Origin of the sequence: Paracoccus sediminis (assembly GCF_900188295.1) — a bacterium.
GTDB lineage: Bacteria > Pseudomonadota > Alphaproteobacteria > Rhodobacterales > Rhodobacteraceae > Paracoccus > Paracoccus sediminis.
Map to the genome: position 1 here is coordinate 1 of NZ_FZNM01000010.1, position 15,834 is coordinate 15,834.

General features: G+C 67.5%; 18 protein-coding genes. 7 read left to right on the top strand and 11 right to left on the bottom strand.

Going from position 1 to position 15,834, the window contains the following annotated elements; translation table 11 throughout:
• The first annotated feature begins 143 nt into the window (after window positions 1-143).
• On the top strand, window positions 144-443 hold the full coding sequence (locus tag CHB77_RS13065; RefSeq protein WP_479724570.1) for a GspH/FimT family pseudopilin: 300 nt from the start codon (window positions 144-146) through the stop codon (window positions 441-443).
• 125 nt (window positions 444-568) lie between these two features.
• Here CHB77_RS13065 and CHB77_RS13070 read toward each other — a convergent pair whose 3' ends face one another.
• The 7 genes from CHB77_RS13070 to CHB77_RS13100 all read right to left on the bottom strand — a co-directional run bounded on the left by CHB77_RS13070 (window position 569) and on the right by CHB77_RS13100 (window position 8,095).
• Window positions 569-1,561, bottom strand: coding sequence for a DUF808 domain-containing protein (locus CHB77_RS13070; protein WP_089388770.1), 993 nt, complete (start codon window positions 1,559-1,561; stop codon window positions 569-571).
• Between the two features lie 75 nt (window positions 1,562-1,636).
• Window positions 1,637-2,599, bottom strand: coding sequence for a Bug family tripartite tricarboxylate transporter substrate binding protein (locus CHB77_RS13075; RefSeq protein WP_089388667.1), 963 nt, complete (start codon window positions 2,597-2,599; stop codon window positions 1,637-1,639).
• 31 nt (window positions 2,600-2,630) lie between these two features.
• Window positions 2,631-4,139, bottom strand: coding sequence for a tripartite tricarboxylate transporter permease (locus tag CHB77_RS13080; RefSeq protein ID WP_089388668.1), 1,509 nt, complete (start codon window positions 4,137-4,139; stop codon window positions 2,631-2,633).
• Window positions 4,140-4,148: 9 nt separating this feature from the next.
• Window positions 4,149-4,613 (bottom strand): tripartite tricarboxylate transporter TctB family protein, encoded by a 465-nt coding sequence (locus tag CHB77_RS13085; protein ID WP_089388669.1) that lies wholly within the window; start codon window positions 4,611-4,613, stop codon window positions 4,149-4,151.
• Between the two features lie 60 nt (window positions 4,614-4,673).
• The gene (locus CHB77_RS13090; protein ID WP_089388670.1) at window positions 4,674-5,648 is read right to left on the bottom strand and encodes a tripartite tricarboxylate transporter substrate-binding protein; all 975 of its coding nucleotides are present in this window, start codon (window positions 5,646-5,648) and stop codon (window positions 4,674-4,676) included.
• Between the two features lie 247 nt (window positions 5,649-5,895).
• Complete coding sequence (gene xylB / locus CHB77_RS13095; RefSeq protein WP_089388671.1) at window positions 5,896-7,347, bottom strand: xylulokinase; 1,452 nt, start codon at window positions 7,345-7,347, stop codon at window positions 5,896-5,898.
• 52 nt (window positions 7,348-7,399) lie between these two features.
• The gene (locus CHB77_RS13100) at window positions 7,400-8,095 is read right to left on the bottom strand and encodes an HAD family hydrolase (protein ID WP_089388672.1); all 696 of its coding nucleotides are present in this window, start codon (window positions 8,093-8,095) and stop codon (window positions 7,400-7,402) included.
• Window positions 8,096-8,182: 87 nt separating this feature from the next.
• On the opposite strand from CHB77_RS13100, the gene CHB77_RS13105 reads away from it, so the two are divergent.
• Together CHB77_RS13105 and CHB77_RS13110 are read left to right on the top strand one after the other, a co-directional pair.
• Window positions 8,183-8,941 (top strand): bifunctional sulfate adenylyltransferase/adenylylsulfate kinase, encoded by a 759-nt coding sequence (locus CHB77_RS13105; protein WP_089388673.1) that lies wholly within the window; start codon window positions 8,183-8,185, stop codon window positions 8,939-8,941.
• 38 nt (window positions 8,942-8,979) lie between these two features.
• A complete protein-coding gene (locus CHB77_RS13110) occupies window positions 8,980-10,437 on the top strand; it encodes an MFS transporter (RefSeq protein ID WP_089388674.1) in 1,458 nt (485 codons plus the stop codon).
• On the opposite strand, the gene CHB77_RS13115 is transcribed toward CHB77_RS13110, so the two are convergent.
• Both CHB77_RS13115 and CHB77_RS13120 read right to left on the bottom strand, forming a co-directional pair.
• Window positions 10,424-10,651 (bottom strand): DUF1150 family protein, encoded by a 228-nt coding sequence (locus tag CHB77_RS13115; RefSeq protein WP_089388675.1) that lies wholly within the window; start codon window positions 10,649-10,651, stop codon window positions 10,424-10,426. The two genes, CHB77_RS13110 and CHB77_RS13115, sit on opposite strands and share 14 nt — an antisense overlap.
• Window positions 10,652-10,662: 11 nt before the next feature.
• A complete protein-coding gene (locus CHB77_RS13120) occupies window positions 10,663-11,073 on the bottom strand; it encodes an Hsp20 family protein (RefSeq protein ID WP_089388676.1) in 411 nt (136 codons plus the stop codon).
• Window positions 11,074-11,280: 207 nt separating this feature from the next.
• On the opposite strand from CHB77_RS13120, the gene CHB77_RS13125 reads away from it, so the two are divergent.
• The 4 genes from CHB77_RS13125 to CHB77_RS13140 are packed head-to-tail and all read left to right on the top strand — an operon-like array spanning window position 11,281 to window position 13,500.
• Complete coding sequence (locus CHB77_RS13125; RefSeq protein WP_089388677.1) at window positions 11,281-11,499, top strand: YdcH family protein; 219 nt, start codon at window positions 11,281-11,283, stop codon at window positions 11,497-11,499.
• Window positions 11,500-11,553: 54 nt separating this feature from the next.
• Window positions 11,554-12,039 carry a 5-(carboxyamino)imidazole ribonucleotide mutase gene (gene purE, locus CHB77_RS13130; protein WP_089388678.1) on the top strand — a complete coding sequence of 162 codons (486 nt, stop codon included), beginning with the start codon at window positions 11,554-11,556 and terminating at the stop codon, window positions 12,037-12,039.
• Window positions 12,032-13,066: a 5-(carboxyamino)imidazole ribonucleotide synthase gene (locus tag CHB77_RS13135; protein ID WP_089388679.1), complete on the top strand. Its 1,035-nt coding sequence runs from the start codon at window positions 12,032-12,034 to the stop codon at window positions 13,064-13,066. The genes purE and CHB77_RS13135 overlap by 8 nt, the downstream gene beginning before the upstream one ends.
• The gene (locus tag CHB77_RS13140; RefSeq protein WP_089388680.1) at window positions 13,063-13,500 is read left to right on the top strand and encodes an NUDIX domain-containing protein; all 438 of its coding nucleotides are present in this window, start codon (window positions 13,063-13,065) and stop codon (window positions 13,498-13,500) included. The genes CHB77_RS13135 and CHB77_RS13140 overlap by 4 nt, the downstream gene beginning before the upstream one ends.
• A 59-nt stretch (window positions 13,501-13,559) precedes the next feature.
• On the opposite strand, the gene purF is transcribed toward CHB77_RS13140, so the two are convergent.
• Both purF and CHB77_RS13150 read right to left on the bottom strand, forming a co-directional pair.
• Window positions 13,560-15,050, bottom strand: coding sequence for an amidophosphoribosyltransferase (gene purF, locus CHB77_RS13145; protein WP_089388681.1), 1,491 nt, complete (start codon window positions 15,048-15,050; stop codon window positions 13,560-13,562).
• Window positions 15,051-15,197: 147 nt separating this feature from the next.
• Window positions 15,198-15,794, bottom strand: a complete 597-nt coding sequence (locus tag CHB77_RS13150; protein ID WP_089388682.1) for a CvpA family protein — start codon at window positions 15,792-15,794, stop codon at window positions 15,198-15,200.
• Between the last annotated feature and the right edge of the window lie 40 nt (window positions 15,795-15,834).

Consider the following 15,834-nt stretch of genomic DNA (forward strand, 5'->3'; position numbering starts at 1 on the left):
CGGCGGTGACCGCCAGCGTAACCCACGGCCGCGCGGCTTGCGCTACGCCGAAGGCTCCGCGCGCGGCCTCCTACACCACGTGCTGGGACACTATCTTTTACCATGCCAGCCGAAATCTGTTTTGAAATGATTGGCCAGAGGATCTGCATTCCGCTGTATGTCGAGGTCGCGCGGCGCTTTCCCGATCCCGATCCCAGGCGGTTCGGCGGAATCGACCTCAGCGATCTTGTCGGCCCGGTCCACGAACAGGCTGGCGGCCGCAGGATCGCCTGGATCGAGGCCATCGGCCTGGACGAAGCCCAGCAGCAACAGCTGGCGTCAGTCGTTCAGATCGCGGACGCTGCCGCAGCGTTGCCGCGCGAAATCGGATCGAAAGTGAATGCGATGATGGGCGATCATCTGGCCAGCATGCGGTTGCGCGACGGCGTGTCGTTGCGCCTTGATCTGGACAAGGGCGCCGGACGCACGGCGGCCTGATCGTATCAAGGTCCGGCCGCCGCCATGGCAACGGCGGCGGCGCGGCGCAGGCATGTGTCTGCCTGCGGTTGATGACCGAAGTCGCCGCCGATCAGGTCTTCACGCCCCCGCGAAGGCGGGAGATCAGCGGCAGGACCGTGGCGGCCAGCGCCGGATTGATGACCTTGTGCGCGATCGGGATCAGGATCAGACCCAGGGCAAGGCCGAAGATGCCGTCGAAGAACGCGGTGACGGCCCAGGCCGTCACGCCTGGCGCCTGCGGAACGGCGGTGGCCGCTGCCGTGGCCTGGCGATGGATCCAGTCGTAAGGGGCGCTCCATCCCAGTTCGGACAGGCCGTGCAAGACGATCTGCCCGCCCACCCAGATCATCGCCGCCGTGCCGACGATGGTCAGCACCTTCATGAAGCCGGGCATGACCTTGACGATGCCGCGCCCGAGGGTCGCGGACAGGCCGTTCTGCCGCGTGGCCAGATAGACGCCCACATCGTCGGCCTTGACGATCAGCGCCACGAAACCATAGACGGCGGCGGTGATGGCCACGGCCACCAGGGTCAGGATCAACGCCTTCATCCACAGCGTGTCGTCCGCGGGAATCGTGGACAGGGCGATGGTCATGATCTCGGCCGACAGGATGAAATCGGTCTTGATCGCGCCCGCGACGCGCTGTTCCTCCAGCGCGGCGCCGCCGGATTTGGGACGAGTGTATTTTTCGCTTTTGTGGGTTTCGCCAAAGCCGAAGGCGTTCGCGACCTTTTCGGCCCCTTCGTAACACAGATAGGCGCCCCCCAGCATCAGCAGGGGGGAAATCGCCCAGGGTGCGAAGGCCGACAGCAGCAGCGCGATCGGCAGCAGAATCACCATCTTGTTGAACAGCGACCCCCGCGCGATCTTCCACACGATGGGCAATTCGCGGCTGGCGTCGAAGCCGTTGACGTATTTGGGCGTCACCGCCGCGTCGTCGATCACCGCGCCCGCGGCCTTGGCCCCGGCCTTGACGGCCTGGCCCGCCACGTCGTCGATGGATGCCGCCGCGACCTTGGAGATCGAGGCCACGTCGTCCAGAAGTGCCAGCAGTCCGCTCATGAAATCCTCATCCACCGTGTCGGGCGCGATCATTGGCAAAGATCGCGCCGGAAGCAAACCCCCGGCGCGCGCGCCTCAGTCCAGACTGACGTTGGCGTCCTTGACCACGGGTTCCCATTTCGCCATTTCGGCCTGGACATGGGCGGCCAGTTCATCGGGGCCGGACGCGACGATGGTGGCGGAAAATTCGGCCATGCGTTCGACCACCGCGGGATCGGCCATGGTGGCCTTGGCGGCGGCGGCAAGCGTCTCGATCGCCTCGGGCGGGGTGCCGGCGGGGGCGAACAGCGCGTTCCAGGTATAGGTTTCGTATCCCGGCAGGGTTTCCGCGATGGTGGGGATGTCCGGAAAGCTGGCGGCGCGTTCGGCGGTCGTGACGCCAAGCGCCCGCAGCTTGCCGCTGGCGATGTGACCCGAAGCCGAGGGAAGGTTGTCGAAGATGATGGGCACCTGGTTGCCCAGCACATCCGTCAGCGCGGGACCGGATCCCTTGTAGGGGATGTGGGTGATGTCCACGCCCGCCATCGACTTGAACAGTTCGCCCGACAGGTGCAGGGGGGTGCCGTTGCCCGACGAGGCATAGGCCAGCGGCTGTTCCTTGGCCAGGTCGATCAGTTCCTGGACCGTGTTGACGGGCAGTTCGGGGTTCACCGCCAGCACGTTCGGCACCAGCACCAGTAGCGATACGGGCGCGAAATCCGCCACCGGGTCATAGGGTTTCTGCGTCAGGATCAGCGGATTCAGAGCATGGGTGGCGACCGTCCCCATCAGGATCGTATAGCCGTCGGCATCGGCCTGGGCCACCTGCTGCGCCCCCAGGCTGCCGCCCGCGCCGCCGACATTCTGCACGACGATCTGCTGGCCCAGTTCCCGGCCCATGCGTTCGGCCACGATGCGGCCCACCACGTCCGTGGACCCGCCAGCGGCAAAGGGAATGACCAGGGTGATCTGGCGTTCGGGATATTCGGCGGCGGCCGTTCCGGCAAGGCCAAGGGCAAGGGCCGATCCCAGAAGGATGCGACGGGTGATCGAAGTCATGGTTTGTCCTTTCGGGGCAGGGGAATGGGCGTCAACCGTCGCTTTCGGTGAACACCTCGTCGCGGCGTTTGCGGATCTGGGGCAGGAACACCAGCACCAGAATGGCCAGCGACAGCACCAGAAGCGTGGCGCTGATGGGGCGGGTGACGAAGGTGGTGGGATCGCCGCGCGACAGGATCATGGCGCGGCGCAGGTTTTCCTCCAGCAGGGGGCCAAGCACGAAGCCCAACAGCAGGGGCGCGGGTTCGCAGCGCAGCTTGGACAGAACGTATCCCAGCAGGCCGAACCCGGCGACGGCGAACAGGTCGTAGGTGTTCGAATTCACCGAATAGACCCCGATCGAACACATCGCCATGATGATCGGGAACAGAATGTAATAGGGCACGGTCAGCAGTTTCACCCACAGACCGATCAGCGGCAGGTTCAGCACCACCAGCATCAGGTTGCCGATCCACATCGACGCGACGATGCCCCAGAACAGCGCGGGCTGTTCGCTGACCACGTTCGGGCCGGGCACGATGCCCTGGATAATCATCGCTCCGATCATCAGCGCCATGACCGGGTTCGCCGGGATGCCGAGCGTCAGCAGCGGGATGAAGCTGGTCTGCGCGCCCGCGTTGTTGGCCGATTCCGGTCCGGCGACGCCGGCCAGGGCGCCCTTGCCGAATTCCTCGGGGTGCTTGGACAGCTTCTTTTCGACGGTATAGCTGGCAAAGGACGCCAGGATCGCGCCGCCGCCGGGCAGGATGCCCAGGACCGACCCGATGCCCGTGCCGCGCAGGACCGGGGCGATCATCTGGCGGAATTCGTCGCGCGTCGGGAACAGGCGGCTGATGTTCTTGGTCATCACCTCTCGGTCGTGCTCGTCTTCCAGGTTTCGCAGGATTTCCGCGATTCCGAAGACGCCCACGGCGACCGCGACGAAATTCAGCCCGTCGGCGAATTGCGTGATGCCCATCGTAAAGCGCGGCGCGCCGGTATAAACGTCGGTGCCGACCATGCCCAAAAGCAGGCCCAGCACCACCATCGCCAGGGCCTTCAGCACCGATCCATGGGCAAGCGCCACCGACATCACCAGGCCCATGACCATCAGGCTGAAGTATTCGGCGGCGCCGAACTTCAGCGCGATGGCGGTCAGCGGCGGCGCGAAGATCGCGACCAGGAACGTCGCAACCGTTCCCGCGAAGAACGACCCGATGGCGGCGGTCGCCAGCGCCGTTCCCGCGCGGCCCTGGCGGGCCATCTGGTATCCGTCGATGGCCGTCACGGCGGAACTGCTTTCGCCGGGCATGTTGATAAGGATGGCCGTGGTCGATCCGCCGTATTGCGCGCCGTAATAGATGCCGGCCAGCATGATAAGCGAGGACACGGGTTCCAGCTGGAAGGTGATGGGGAGCAGCATGGCGATGGTGGCGGTGGCGCCGATGCCCGGCAGCACGCCGATCAGCGTGCCCAGCAGCACCCCGATCAGGCAGAAGGCCAGGTTCGCCAGCGACGAGGCGACGCCGAAGCCAAGGGCCAGATTTGACAGCAGGTCCATGATCGCCCCCTACAACGGCAGCCAGGGGCCAAAGCGCCGGAACGGCAGCCCCAGGCCATAGCTGAAGATCAGCGTGGACATGATCGTGACCACGATGGCCAGGACCAGCGCGGACAGGGGCCGCATCCGCACCGAGGCCTGCGACGCGATCAGCGTGGTGATGAACAGCGCGGGCACGAAGCCCAGGCCGCGGACCGTCAGGCCGAAGAAGATCGGCGCGGGCAGGATGAACAGGATGCCCCGCCAGGCGATCCGGCCAAAGGGTTCGTCATCGGGGCGGCCCAGCGCCTTGAACAGGATCACAGCGCCCAGCAGGAACAGAACGGCCGACAGCACGGCCGGAAAATATCCCGGCCCCATCCGCAGGGACGTGCCCATCTCCAGCCCGGTGGCCTGCAATCCGAAGAACGCGGCAAAGGCCATGAACAGCAGGCCCGCAGCGATGTCGGTGGTGTCGTTCGGTTTCGTGGACATGATCCCCCCCTGGATGCCGGACGCCCCGCCGCCACATTCCCGGCGGCGGGGCAAGGCCGGTCAGTCTGCGTAAACGCCCGCGGCCTCGATCACCGGCTTCCAGCGGGCGATCTCGGATTCCAGCTTGGCCTTCAGCGCCTCGGGGGTGGCGTCCTCGGGGCTTGACGGGGACGTGCCGAGATCAGCCATGGCCTTGGCCACGCCTTCGTCGGCCAGCGCCGTTTGCAGCGACTGCGACAGGCGCTGATTGATCTCGGCCGGGGTGCCCTTGGGGGTATAGATGCCGTGCCAGATGCCGAACTGCATCGCCTCGAACCCGGATTCGGCGGCGGTCGGCAGGTCGGGGAACAGATCCAACCGTTCCGGGGTGGTCACGGCATAGGCCTTGATCGTGCCGCCCTTGATCTGCTGGGTGGTGTTGGTGGTCTGGTCGCACATGATGTCCACCTGCCCGCCCAGCAGGTCGGTCATCGCCGGACCCGTCCCCTTGTAGGGAACCGTCACCAGCGGCGCCTCGAGCGCCTGCATCAGCAGCATCCCGCACAGGTGGCTGGCCGCCCCGATCCCCGCATTGGCCAGCGTCAGCGAATCGGCATTGGCCTTGACGTAGTCCACGAAGGCCGGAAAATCGGCGGGTTCGAAATCCTGGCGCGCGGTGACGACCATCGGCACCTCGGTCACGAGTCCCACGTATTCGAAGGCGTCCAGGGTGTCATAGGCCAGATTGCGGTAAAGGGTTTCGGACGTGGCCATGCCGATGTGGTGCAGCAGAACCGTGTATCCGTCCGGTTCGGCCTTGGCGACGTTGCCCGCGCCCAGCGTGCCCCCGGCGCCGCCGATGTTTTCGACGACGATCTGCTGGCCCAGGTCGGCCGACATGCGTTCGGCCACCAGGCGCGCCACCGTGTCGGTCGGACCGCCCGCCGCGAACGGCACGACCATGGTGATCTGGCGTTCGGGATAGGTTTGCGCAAAGGCGGGCGCGGTCAGGATCGTGGCGGCGAAAAGCGCGCCTATCAGCTTCGATGCGGTCATGTGTCCTCCCAGACTGGTTATGCGGCGCTTTGCTGCGCCGTCACGCTGGCGCCAGCTTGCGCCAGCATCCGAACGGGACACAATGCTTTTTTGGAAGCCGTTTCGCGGTTTCCGCTTTTTTCGGCGGTTTTTTCGAACACCGCCGGCATATCGCCGGAAAGGGCCTTGGCCGCGTCCGCCGGCCTGGCGACCCTGCGGACCGCGGGTGGCGGAACCGGCGCCGCAGGCCCGTCGGCGGGCGATCGCGTCACTGGATGGCGCGCACCGCCGGATAAGCCGCCCGGAATGCCTGATAGGCCGCATCGAACGGCTCGCGCAGGGCGGCATCGGGGGCGATCTCCTCGACCACGTCGGGGGCGGTCATGATCCGGGCAACGCTGCCGGACCCGGCCGCCGCCATCCCCAGGCGAGCCGCGCCCAGGGCCGCGCCGAATTCGCCGTCGGCGGGCAGGGTCAGCGTCACGTCCAGCGCGGTGGCGATCACCCGCAGCCAGTACCGCGACCGCGCCCCGCCGCCGATGGCCATCATGCGGTCCAGCCGCGCCCCGGTGTCCTGCAAGGCCTGATGGCTGTCGCGCAGGCCGAAGGCCACGCCCTCCAGCACGGCGCGGGTCAAATCATCGCGGGTGGTCCCCGACCCCAGGCCGGTGAAGGCCCCGCGGATCGCCGCGTCGTTGTGCGGCGTGCGTTCGCCCGACAGATAAGGCAGGAACCGCACCGCGCCCGGCGCCTGAAGCCTGTCCCCCGCCCCCGCCGCCAGATCCGCCGGGGATGCGCCCGTGATGCGGGACAGCCAGTTCAGGCTGTCGGTCGCCGACAGCATCACCCCCATCTGATACCAGGTGTCGGGCACCGCGTGGCAGAAGGTGTGCAGCGCCGTGGCGGGCGCCGGATGATACCCGTCCCGCGCCGCCACCAGCACGCCCGAGGTGCCCAGCGACACGAAGCCCTGGCCTTCGGCCATCGCGCCGATCCCGCAGGCGGCGGCGGCATTGTCGCCCGCCCCGCCCGCCACCACGACCGGGTGGGACAGTCCCCAGCGTTGGGCAAGATCGCCGCGCAACTGGCCAGCGGGGGCCGATCCTTCGACCAGGCGGGGCATCTGGTCGCGGCGCATGTGCCCTGCGGCCAGCAGCGCGTCCGACCAGTCGCGCGCGGCGGTATCCAGCCAGGACGTGCCCGCCGCGTCCGACATGTCGGTCACATGATCGCCGGTCAGATGCAGGTTCAGATAGGCGGCAGGCAGCAGCACGCGGGCGACCCGCGCGTGGTTCCGGGGTTCGTGTTGACGGACCCATTCCAGCTTGGGCGCGGTAAAGCCCGGAAAGACGATGTTGCCCGACAGGTCGCGGACACCGGGAATGGCGTCCAGGCGGGCGGCCTGTTCGTGGCTGCGGGTGTCGTTCCACAGGATGCAGGGGCGGATCACCCGGTCGTCCGCGTCCAGCAGGGTGGCGCCGTGCATGTGGCCGGCCACGCCGATGCCGCGCAGCGCGGAAAATTCCGGGTGCCGGTCGCGCAGGTCCGCGACGGCGGCGTCAAGCGCCGCGATCCAGTCGGCCGGATCCTGTTCGGACCAGCCGGAATGGGGTTGGCTGACCGGATAATGCCGCTCGGTCGATCCCACCGGCCTGCCGCCGCCGTCCACCAGCAGCGCCCGCAGGCCGGATGTGCCAAGGTCGATTCCTAGAAAGCTCATGTCGCGCGTCCCCCATCCCGCCGCCCTATCTGGCCGAAAGGCCGTTTCTGCGTCAAACGCCCGTGGCCTGCCGGTCCAGCAGCGCATCCGCCATGCCCGCAAGGTCGGGCAGCACCGCCGCGGCCCCCGCCTCGCGCAGACGGCGGGCGTGATCGGCCTGCATCCCATGCAGGTGGCTGCCGCCGGTGAACCCCACGGCGCGCATTCCCGCCGCGCGGGCGCCCGCGATGCCGTGGGGCGAATCCTCCATCACCGCGCAGGCATCGGGCCGGACGCCCAGCCGCTCGGCGGCCAGCAGGAACAGGTCGGGCGCGGGCTTGCCGCGGTTCACCTGGTCGGCGCTGAAGGTCATGTTTCCGAACCGATCCGCCAGCCCCGCCACCCGCAAGGTGATGCCCAGCCTGCGCACCGAACTGCCTGTGGCGATGGCCACCGCGATATCCCGCGCGGCCAGGTCGTCCAGCAGGCCGCAGATGCCGGGAATCAGCCGCAGTTCGGACGGATAGCGGGCCAGCAGCCGTTCCTCGAAGGTGGCGGCGAAATCGTGCAGGTCGTCGCGTCCAAGGGCCTCGCCGATCTGGCGGACGATGGCCTGGATCGACACGCCCAGGAACCGCTGGCGCAGTTCGTCCCGCGTGGTCGGCAGGCCCTCGGCCCCCATCATGTCGCCAAGGGTTTCCAGCGACATCGGTTCGCTGTCCACAAGGCAGCCGTCCATGTCAAAGATCACGGCGCGAATGCTGGTCATGGGGTCTCTCTGATGGCGTTAACGGCGCCATTCCTACACGCCCCGGACCCGGATGACAAACGCCGCCGCCTGCGCTAGGCCAAGGGCATGACCCGTCCCCACCACGCCCCGATCCGAGAGTTGCATGTATCGCCCGAGGCCGCAGGCGCCCTGCTGGCCCAGGCCGCAAGGCTGCGCGCCTGGACGCTGGACGACCGGCAGGCAGGCGAGCTTGCGCTGTTGACGAACGGCGGCCTTGCCCCCCTTCGCGGCTACATGACCCAGGCGGACCACCAGGCGGTCCGGGACGGGGCGGTATCCCCCTGGCCGGTGCCGCTGGCCTTGCCGGTGGACGGCGCCCTGGCCTGCGACGTGCAGCCCGGCGACGACATCGCCCTGCGCGATGCCGGGGGCGCGGTGCTGGCGATCCTGTCCGTGACCGACAAATGGGGCGATCCGGTGCTGCTGGGCGGCAAGGTCAAGGGGCTGGGGCGCCCGTCCGGCGGCGCCCGCCCCAACGCCCTGCGCGCGCTGTTCCGCGACCGGGGCGCCGAACGGGTTCTGGCGATCCAGCCCGACCGTTCCGACCAGATCGAGGCGGCATCCGACCTGTCGAAGCGGCTGGACGCCCTGCTGCTGGTGCAGCCCTTTCCGGGGGTCGCGGTCCGGGTGCCCGACGGGGCGGTCCTGGCGCCGCTGCCGGTCGCCCCGCCGCCCGGATCCCAGGGCGTGCTGTGGCGGGGCATGGTGGCGGGCAATCACGGCGCCACGCATCTGGTGCTGGCCGATCCGGCCGCGCGACGGTTCTATCGGACCCATCAGGACCGGATCAGCGTGAGGCTGGCGGAAGACGGCAGGAACCTCTAGACCCGCCGCAAGTTCACGCTCTGCAACAAGGCAGGCCCATGACCCCCACATGCCCAGGCGACCCCGGTTTCAACCCCTGGCTGGCGACCGTGCTGCTGCTGCTGGGCAATTTCATGAACCTGATCGATGTCAGCATCGTCAATGTCGCGCTGCCGTCGATCCAGGCGAACCTGGACGCCACCGCCGCGCAGATCGAATGGGTTTCGGCGGCCTATGTGCTGGCTTTCGCGGCGGGCCTGCTGCCGTTCGGCCGCTTTGGCGACAAGTTCGGGCGCAAGCGGCTGTTCCTGATGGGCATCGGGCTGTTCACGATGGCATCCGCCCTGTGCGGCTTTGCGCTGGACATGCCCATGCTGATCTGGTCGCGCGCCTTGCAGGGGATCGGCGGGGCGATGATGGTGCCGCAGGTCATGGCGATCATGCATGTGATGTTTCCGCCCGACCAAAAGGCGCGCGCCTTTGCGTTGGCGGGTGTGGTGGCCAGCCTGGGGGCGGTGACGGGGCCGCTGATGGGGGGCGCGCTGATTACCGGCAACATCGCCGGGCTGGACTGGCGCCCGATCTTTCTGGTCAACCTGCCGGTGGGCCTGTTCGTGATCCTGGCCGGGATCCGCTGGATCCCGGCGCTGTCGTCGGACCGGCGGATGCAGATCGACTGGCCCGGCATCGCGCTGTTTTCGCTGGCTGTCATCCTGGTCGTCCTGCCGGTGATCGAGGGCGCGCTGCTGGGCTGGCCCTGGTGGTGCCTGGCGATGCTGGCCGCGTCCCTGCCCACCGGCGCGCTGTTCGTCTGGCGGCAGGCGGTTCTGGCGCGTCGGGGACGGGCGCAGCTTCTGCCGGTGACGCTGATGCGCAACGGCGGGTTCCTGTCGGGCGTGGCGATGGTGATGCTGCATTTCTCGGCCATACCGGGGATGTTCCTAGTGCTGGCGATCTATCTGCAAACCGGGTTCGGATTGACCCCGCTGCAATCGGGCATCGCCACGGCGCCGTTCCCCCTGGGCATCATGGTCAGCAGCTATGTCACCGGGCGATTCGGCACGAAGGTCATGTCGCTGCGCATGGCCGTGGGCGTCGGGATCATGCTGGCGGGCATGATTTATCTGCGCCACGTCACGGGCCGCCCGCCGTCGCCGTTCACGGCGGCCACGCTGATCGCGCCGCTGGCGGTCTGCGGGTTCGGCATGGGCCTGACGATCTCGCCGTTGTTCCAGACCGTCCTGCAATCGGTTCCCCCCCAGGACGCAGGCGCGGGATCGGGGGCGATGCAGGCGTTTCAGCAGGTGGGGGCGGCGGTCGGCATCGCGGTCGTGTCCAGCCTGTTCTTCGTCAGGCTGCGCGGCCAGCCGGGCGGCGATTACGCCGCTGCGATGTCCCATGCGCTGATCTATCAGATCTGCGCCTTTGCCGCGATCCTGGCGATCCTGGCGCTGCGCAAGCTGTCGCGGGGCGCCGTCGGGACATCGGCGCCCAAGCCGCCGGTCAGTGGGCGCTGACCGGCGTCAGTTCGTTCTGGCGCGCCAGAACAAAGGCCAGCGACCGGTCCCTGACCAGGGCCAGGCGTTCCCCGTCGGCATCGTGGACGGCATACATGCTGTCGATGCCTTCCAGCTGGTCGCGGATTTCCCGAGGCAGGGTGCGGGTTTCGACCTGCCGGATATAGACGGTGCTTTCGGCGTCGATGCCGCCGAAGTCGAATTTGGTATCCATGATGATCCCCTTTATCTGCGGCTGATCGGAATGGTCTGGACAACCTGCTGGGGCTGGATGCGGATCAGATCGACATGCAGCAGGCCGTTCGCGATTTCGGCCCCCGCGACCTCGACCCCATCGGCCAGAACGAAGCTGCGCTGGAACGCGCGCGCGGCGATACCCCGGTGCAGGAAGACGCGATCCGTGTCGGGTTCGGCCAGCCGTCCGCGAATGACCAGTTGCCGGTCCTCGGTCGTGACGGACAGATCCGCGTCGGAAAACCCGGCCACCGCCAGCGTGATCCGAAACCCGTCGGGCGCGATATGTTCGATGTTGCAGGGGGGATAGCCCTCGGCGCCCTTGGCTGCGCGTTCGGCCAGACGCTCCAGCTGGTCGAAACCCAGCAGATAGGGATGCGCCCCCAGTGAAATCTTCGTCATGGCCAGCCCTTTCGCGGCAAAGCGACTGTGTGTCAGGCCCCGATCCGGCAACCCGTCAGGGATTATATGTGTGGTGCCGCCGCCCGACGCAAGGCAGGCGCCTGTGCGGGATTTGCAGCGTTGACCACGGCTGCCTGTTAACAGCGCCACACAGACGCGCTATGGTTGGAAAAACGACGTCTCGTACGTCCAGCCGGGCCACGCCAGATGAACATGCACCACGAAATGTCCCACGACGAGATCATCCGCGCCAGGCTGATCGCCCTGCGCTGCGAACATCGCGACCTGGACGAGGCGATCGCGGCACTGTCGGCCCAGCAACTGACATCCTCGCTGGCGTTGCAGCGGCTGAAAAAGCAGAAACTGGTCCTCAAGGACCAGATCGCCCGGATCGAGGACGAGATCACCCCCGACATCATCGCCTGATTGCGGCCTGCTGCCCTGCGCGATAGGACGGGCGGGCAAAACCGGGGGACAAGGATGGACAAACCTGTGGGCATCATCATGGGCAGCCAGTCCGACTGGCCCACGATGAAGGACGCCGCGACGATCCTGGACGAATTGGGCGTGGGCTACGAATCCCGCATCGTCAGCGCCCACCGGACCCCCGACCGTTTGTGGGAATACGGCAAGACCGCCGTGTCGCGTGGGCTGCGCGTCATCATCGCCGGCGCCGGGGGGGCGGCGCATCTGCCGGGAATGATGGCCTCCAAGACCCGCCTGCCGGTGATCGGCGTGCCGGTCCAGACGCGCGCGCTGTCCGGGATCGATTCGCTGTATTCCATCGTGCAGATGCCCAAGGGCTATCCGGTCGCCACCATGGCCATCGGGTCGGCGGGCGCGGCCAATGCCGGGCTGATGGCGGCGGGGATCCTGGCGCTGTCCGACCCCGCCCTGGCCCTGCGTCTGGACGCCTGGCGCCAGGCCCTGTCCCAGTCCATCCCCGAGGCGCCGCGCGATGAGTGAGGTTCGCGCCATCGGCATCCTGGGCGGCGGCCAATTGGGCCGGATGCTGTCGGTCGCGGCCAGCCGCCTGGGCCTGCGCTGCCACATTTATGAACCGGGCGCCGCGCCCGCGGGCGACGTGGCCTGGCGGGTGACGACCGCGCCCTATGAGGACACGGACGCGCTGCGCGCCTTCGCCGACAGCGTGGACGTCATCACCTACGAATTCGAGAACGTGCCGACCGCGGCGCTCGATCTGCTGGAATCGATCCGCCCGATCCGCCCGAACCGCCGCGCCCTGGCGGTGTCGCAGGACCGGCTGACGGAAAAGACCTTTCTGAACGGCATCGGCCTGGCGACCGCGCCCTTTGCCGACGTGCCGACCCAGGCCGACCTGGACGCCGCCGTCGCGGCCATCGGCCGCCCCGCGATCCTGAAGACCCGGCGCATGGGCTATGATGGCAAGGGTCAGGTGCGCATCAGTGACGGCCCGGCCGAATGGACCGGCGCCCCGTCCGTGCTGGAAGGTTTCGTCGATTTCAGCGCCGAGATCAGCGTCATCGTCGCGCGTGGCGCGGACGGGCAGGTGGCGGCCTTCGATCCGGGCCTGAACGTCCACTGCGATGGCATCCTGCGCACTACCACCGTCCCATGCGGCCTGCCCGCCAAGATCGTCACCGATGCCGTGCTGATCGCCGGGCGCATCGCCAACGCGCTGGAATACGTCGGCGTCCTGGGGGTTGAACTGTTCGTCACCCCCGCCGGGCTGATCGTGAACGAGATCGCGCCGCGCGTCCACAATTCGGGCCACTGGACCCAAGGGGGCTGCGCGGTGGATCAGTTCGAACAGCACATCCGCGCCGTGGCGGGCCTGCCCTTGGGCGATGGCAGGCGTTACGCGGATGTGGTGATGGAAAACCTGATCGGCGACGATCTGGACCGCGTACCGGATCTGCTGAAAACCCCCAACGTGCAGGTGCACCTGTATGGCAAGGGCGCGCCGCGGCCAGGGCGCAAGATGGGGCATGTCAACCGGATCGCCAGATGACGCGGCCCCGGCTGGCCGTCCGCGCGGCGATCCTGAAGGGCGACCGGCTGCTGCTGGTCAACGCCTATCCGGGGCAGCAGTCGGACCTGTGGTGCCTGCCCGGCGGCGGGGTCGAACCCGGCCAGTCTCTGCCCGAAAACCTGATGAGGGAAGTCGCCGAGGAAACCGGCCTTGCCATCAGAATCGGCGCGCCGATCCTGGTCAACGAATTCCACGACCCCGACCGGGGCTTTCATCAGGTCGAGATCATCTTCCGCGCCTCGCTCGACAACACCACGATCACCCTTGAAGACCCCGAAAAGGTGGTCAACCGCTTCCGCTGGGCCACGCGCGCGGACCTTCGCACGCTGCGCCACAAGCCCGGAATGCTGGCCCGCGCCGTCTGGGGGCAGCACGCCGCCTGGTACGATCCGCTGGAACGGATCGTCCGCTAGGTCTTTGCCTTGGTTTCAAATATCCCACAGGGGGTCCGGGGGACGTGAAGTCCCCCGGCTTATTCCGCCGCCTCGCTGACCGCCGTTTCCGACCCGGCCTTCATGCGGAAGCCGCGTTCAAGCTGGTCGAACGGCGCGACCGGATAATCGCCGGAAAAACAGGCGTCGCAATATTGCGGGCTGGCCGTGTTGCGCCCCCCGGCCTCGCCCACGGCGCGATACAGTCCGTCCAGCGACACGAAAGCCAGTGAATCGACGCCGATCCAGTCGCGCATCTCCTCGGGCGTCATGTTCGCAGCCAGCAGCTTGTCCCGGTCGGGCGTGTCCACGCCATAGAAACAGGGCCAGGCGGTGGGGGGGGACGCGATGCGGAAATGGACCTCGGCGGCGCCCGCGTCCAGGATCATGTCCTTGATCTTGCGGCTGGTGGTGCCGCGCACCACGCTGTCGTCCACCAGCACCACCCGCTTGCCCGCGATCAGCGACCGGTTCACGTTCAGCTTCAACCGGACGCCCATGTTGCGGATCTGCTCGGTTGGCTCGATGAAGGTGCGGCCCATGTACTGATTGCGGATGATCCCCATGCCATAGGGAATGCCCGATTCCTGCGCATAGCCGATGGCGGCGGGCGTGCCGCTGTCGGGAACGGGGCAAACCAGATCGGCGTCGATGGGCGCCTCGCGCGCCAGTTCCACGCCGATCTGGCGGCGGGTTTCATAGACCGACCGCCCGCCGATGATCGAATCGGGACGCGAGAAATAGACGTGTTCAAAGATGCAAAACCGGCCCGTGGACGGCCCGAAGGGACGCGAGGATTCGACCGCCCCGCGCGAGATGACGACCATCTCGCCCGGCTCGATCTCGCGCAGGAAATCGGCGCCGATGATGTCCAGGGCGCAGGTTTCCGATGCCAGCACGAAGCCATCGTCGCCGACCTTGCCCAGCACCAGCGGGCGCACGCCCAGCGGATCGCGCACGCCGATCAGCTTGGTCCGGGTCATGGCGATCACGGAAAAGGCGCCCTCGACCCGGCGCAGGGCGTCCTTCATCCGTTCGGGGATGTTGCGCTGGATCGACCGCGCCATCAGGTGGATGATGCATTCGCTGTCCGACGACGACTGAAAAATCGACCCGCGCTCGATCAGTTCGCGGCGCAGGGCGGCGGCGTTGGTGATGTTGCCGTTGTGCGCGATGGCGCATCCGCCCATGTGGAATTCTCCAAAGAACGGCTGCACGTCGCGGATCGCGGTCGCGGCCTTGGTCCCGGCGGTGGAATACCGCACATGCCCGATGGCCAGGGGGCCGGGCAGGGTGGCCATCACGTCGGCCTTGGTGAAGTTGTCGCGCACATAGCCGAACCGGTGCGCGCTGTTGAACCCGCTTTCGGGGTCATGGGCGACGATGCCGCCGGCCTCTTGTCCGCGATGCTGGAGCGCGTGCAGGCCCAGGGCCACAAAGTTCGACGCGTCTGCCACGCCGATCGCCCCGAAGATGCCGCATTCCTCGTGCAGGCGGTCCGAATCGAACGGGTGGGCCAGGAAGGGTTGCATCATGGCGTCCTGAATGGCTTTGGGCTGTCACCGGGTATGTAGTGCCCGTGCGTCCCAAAGTCACGCCCCCGCGCGGTGGCGGGGGCGGTTTTTCGTCATCCATGCGTCATGGCAAGGCAGCCATGCGGCCGTTGCAAGGCTGTCGCATCAGTCCGCGGCAGGGGGCGTGTCGGTGGCCTGCGGCGCTGTCGCCGCGATGCAGCCCGCCACCATCTGTTCGTAACGGCTGACGATCCAGCCTGGCGCGTCGTCGGGAATCTGTTCGTCCATATGCCCGCGCATCCGTTCGAACACCTGCGCGCTGCGGCTGTTTTCCACGACCGCGACCTGCTGGCTTGTCATCACCCGGTCATAGACGATGAAGGCGATGGCAACCAGCAGGATGCCGCGCGCCACCCCGAACAGGAAACCCATGCCCTGGTCGATGCCGCCAAGCGCCGACCGCTGGACGACCGACGAAAACAGCGGGGTGATGATCGAAAACACCACAAGCGCCAGCGCGAAGACCACGGCGAAGCCCGCGATGGTGGCCAATTCGCAACTGTCGCCCAGGAAACGGTCCAGAACCGGCAGTTGCGCGATCAGCGGGCGCATGGCGGCGGCGAAGATGAAGGCCAGGACAGCCGCCCCGATCCAGCCCAGGATCGCAAGCGATTCGCGCACGAAGCCGCGCGACCAGGCCAAAATGGCCGAAAGGATGATGACCGCAGCCACCACCGCGTCGATGATCGTGAAACCGTCCATAGAACCTGCCCCTGCGCCGGTTATCTTTTCGAATCAAGCA

Bases quoted from the DNA above. Each gene is read 5' to 3' on its own strand.
- CHB77_RS13090 (WP_089388670.1), bottom strand. From the start codon at position 5,648: ATGACCGCATCGAAGCTGATAGGCGCGCTTTTCGCCGCCACGATCCTG.
- CHB77_RS13105 (WP_089388673.1), top strand. From the start codon at position 8,183: ATGACCCGTCCCCACCACGCCCCGATCCGAGAGTTGCATGTATCGCCC.
- CHB77_RS13080 (WP_089388668.1), bottom strand. From the start codon at position 4,139: ATGGACCTGCTGTCAAATCTGGCCCTTGGCTTCGGCGTCGCCTCGTCG.
- CHB77_RS13140 (WP_089388680.1), top strand. From the start codon at position 13,063: ATGACGCGGCCCCGGCTGGCCGTCCGCGCGGCGATCCTGAAGGGCGAC.
- CHB77_RS13110 (WP_089388674.1), top strand. From the start codon at position 8,980: ATGACCCCCACATGCCCAGGCGACCCCGGTTTCAACCCCTGGCTGGCG.
- CHB77_RS13125 (WP_089388677.1), top strand. From the start codon at position 11,281: ATGAACATGCACCACGAAATGTCCCACGACGAGATCATCCGCGCCAGG.
- CHB77_RS13135 (WP_089388679.1), top strand. From the start codon at position 12,032: ATGAGTGAGGTTCGCGCCATCGGCATCCTGGGCGGCGGCCAATTGGGC.
- xylB (WP_089388671.1), bottom strand. From the start codon at position 7,347: ATGAGCTTTCTAGGAATCGACCTTGGCACATCCGGCCTGCGGGCGCTG.
- CHB77_RS13085 (WP_089388669.1), bottom strand. From the start codon at position 4,613: ATGTCCACGAAACCGAACGACACCACCGACATCGCTGCGGGCCTGCTG.
- CHB77_RS13120 (WP_089388676.1), bottom strand. From the start codon at position 11,073: ATGACGAAGATTTCACTGGGGGCGCATCCCTATCTGCTGGGTTTCGAC.
- purE (WP_089388678.1), top strand. From the start codon at position 11,554: ATGGACAAACCTGTGGGCATCATCATGGGCAGCCAGTCCGACTGGCCC.
- CHB77_RS13100 (WP_089388672.1), bottom strand. From the start codon at position 8,095: ATGACCAGCATTCGCGCCGTGATCTTTGACATGGACGGCTGCCTTGTG.
- CHB77_RS13070 (WP_089388770.1), bottom strand. From the start codon at position 1,561: ATGAGCGGACTGCTGGCACTTCTGGACGACGTGGCCTCGATCTCCAAG.
- CHB77_RS13150 (WP_089388682.1), bottom strand. From the start codon at position 15,794: ATGGACGGTTTCACGATCATCGACGCGGTGGTGGCTGCGGTCATCATC.
- CHB77_RS13115 (WP_089388675.1), bottom strand. From the start codon at position 10,651: ATGGATACCAAATTCGACTTCGGCGGCATCGACGCCGAAAGCACCGTC.
- CHB77_RS13075 (WP_089388667.1), bottom strand. From the start codon at position 2,599: ATGACTTCGATCACCCGTCGCATCCTTCTGGGATCGGCCCTTGCCCTT.
- purF (WP_089388681.1), bottom strand. From the start codon at position 15,050: ATGCAACCCTTCCTGGCCCACCCGTTCGATTCGGACCGCCTGCACGAG.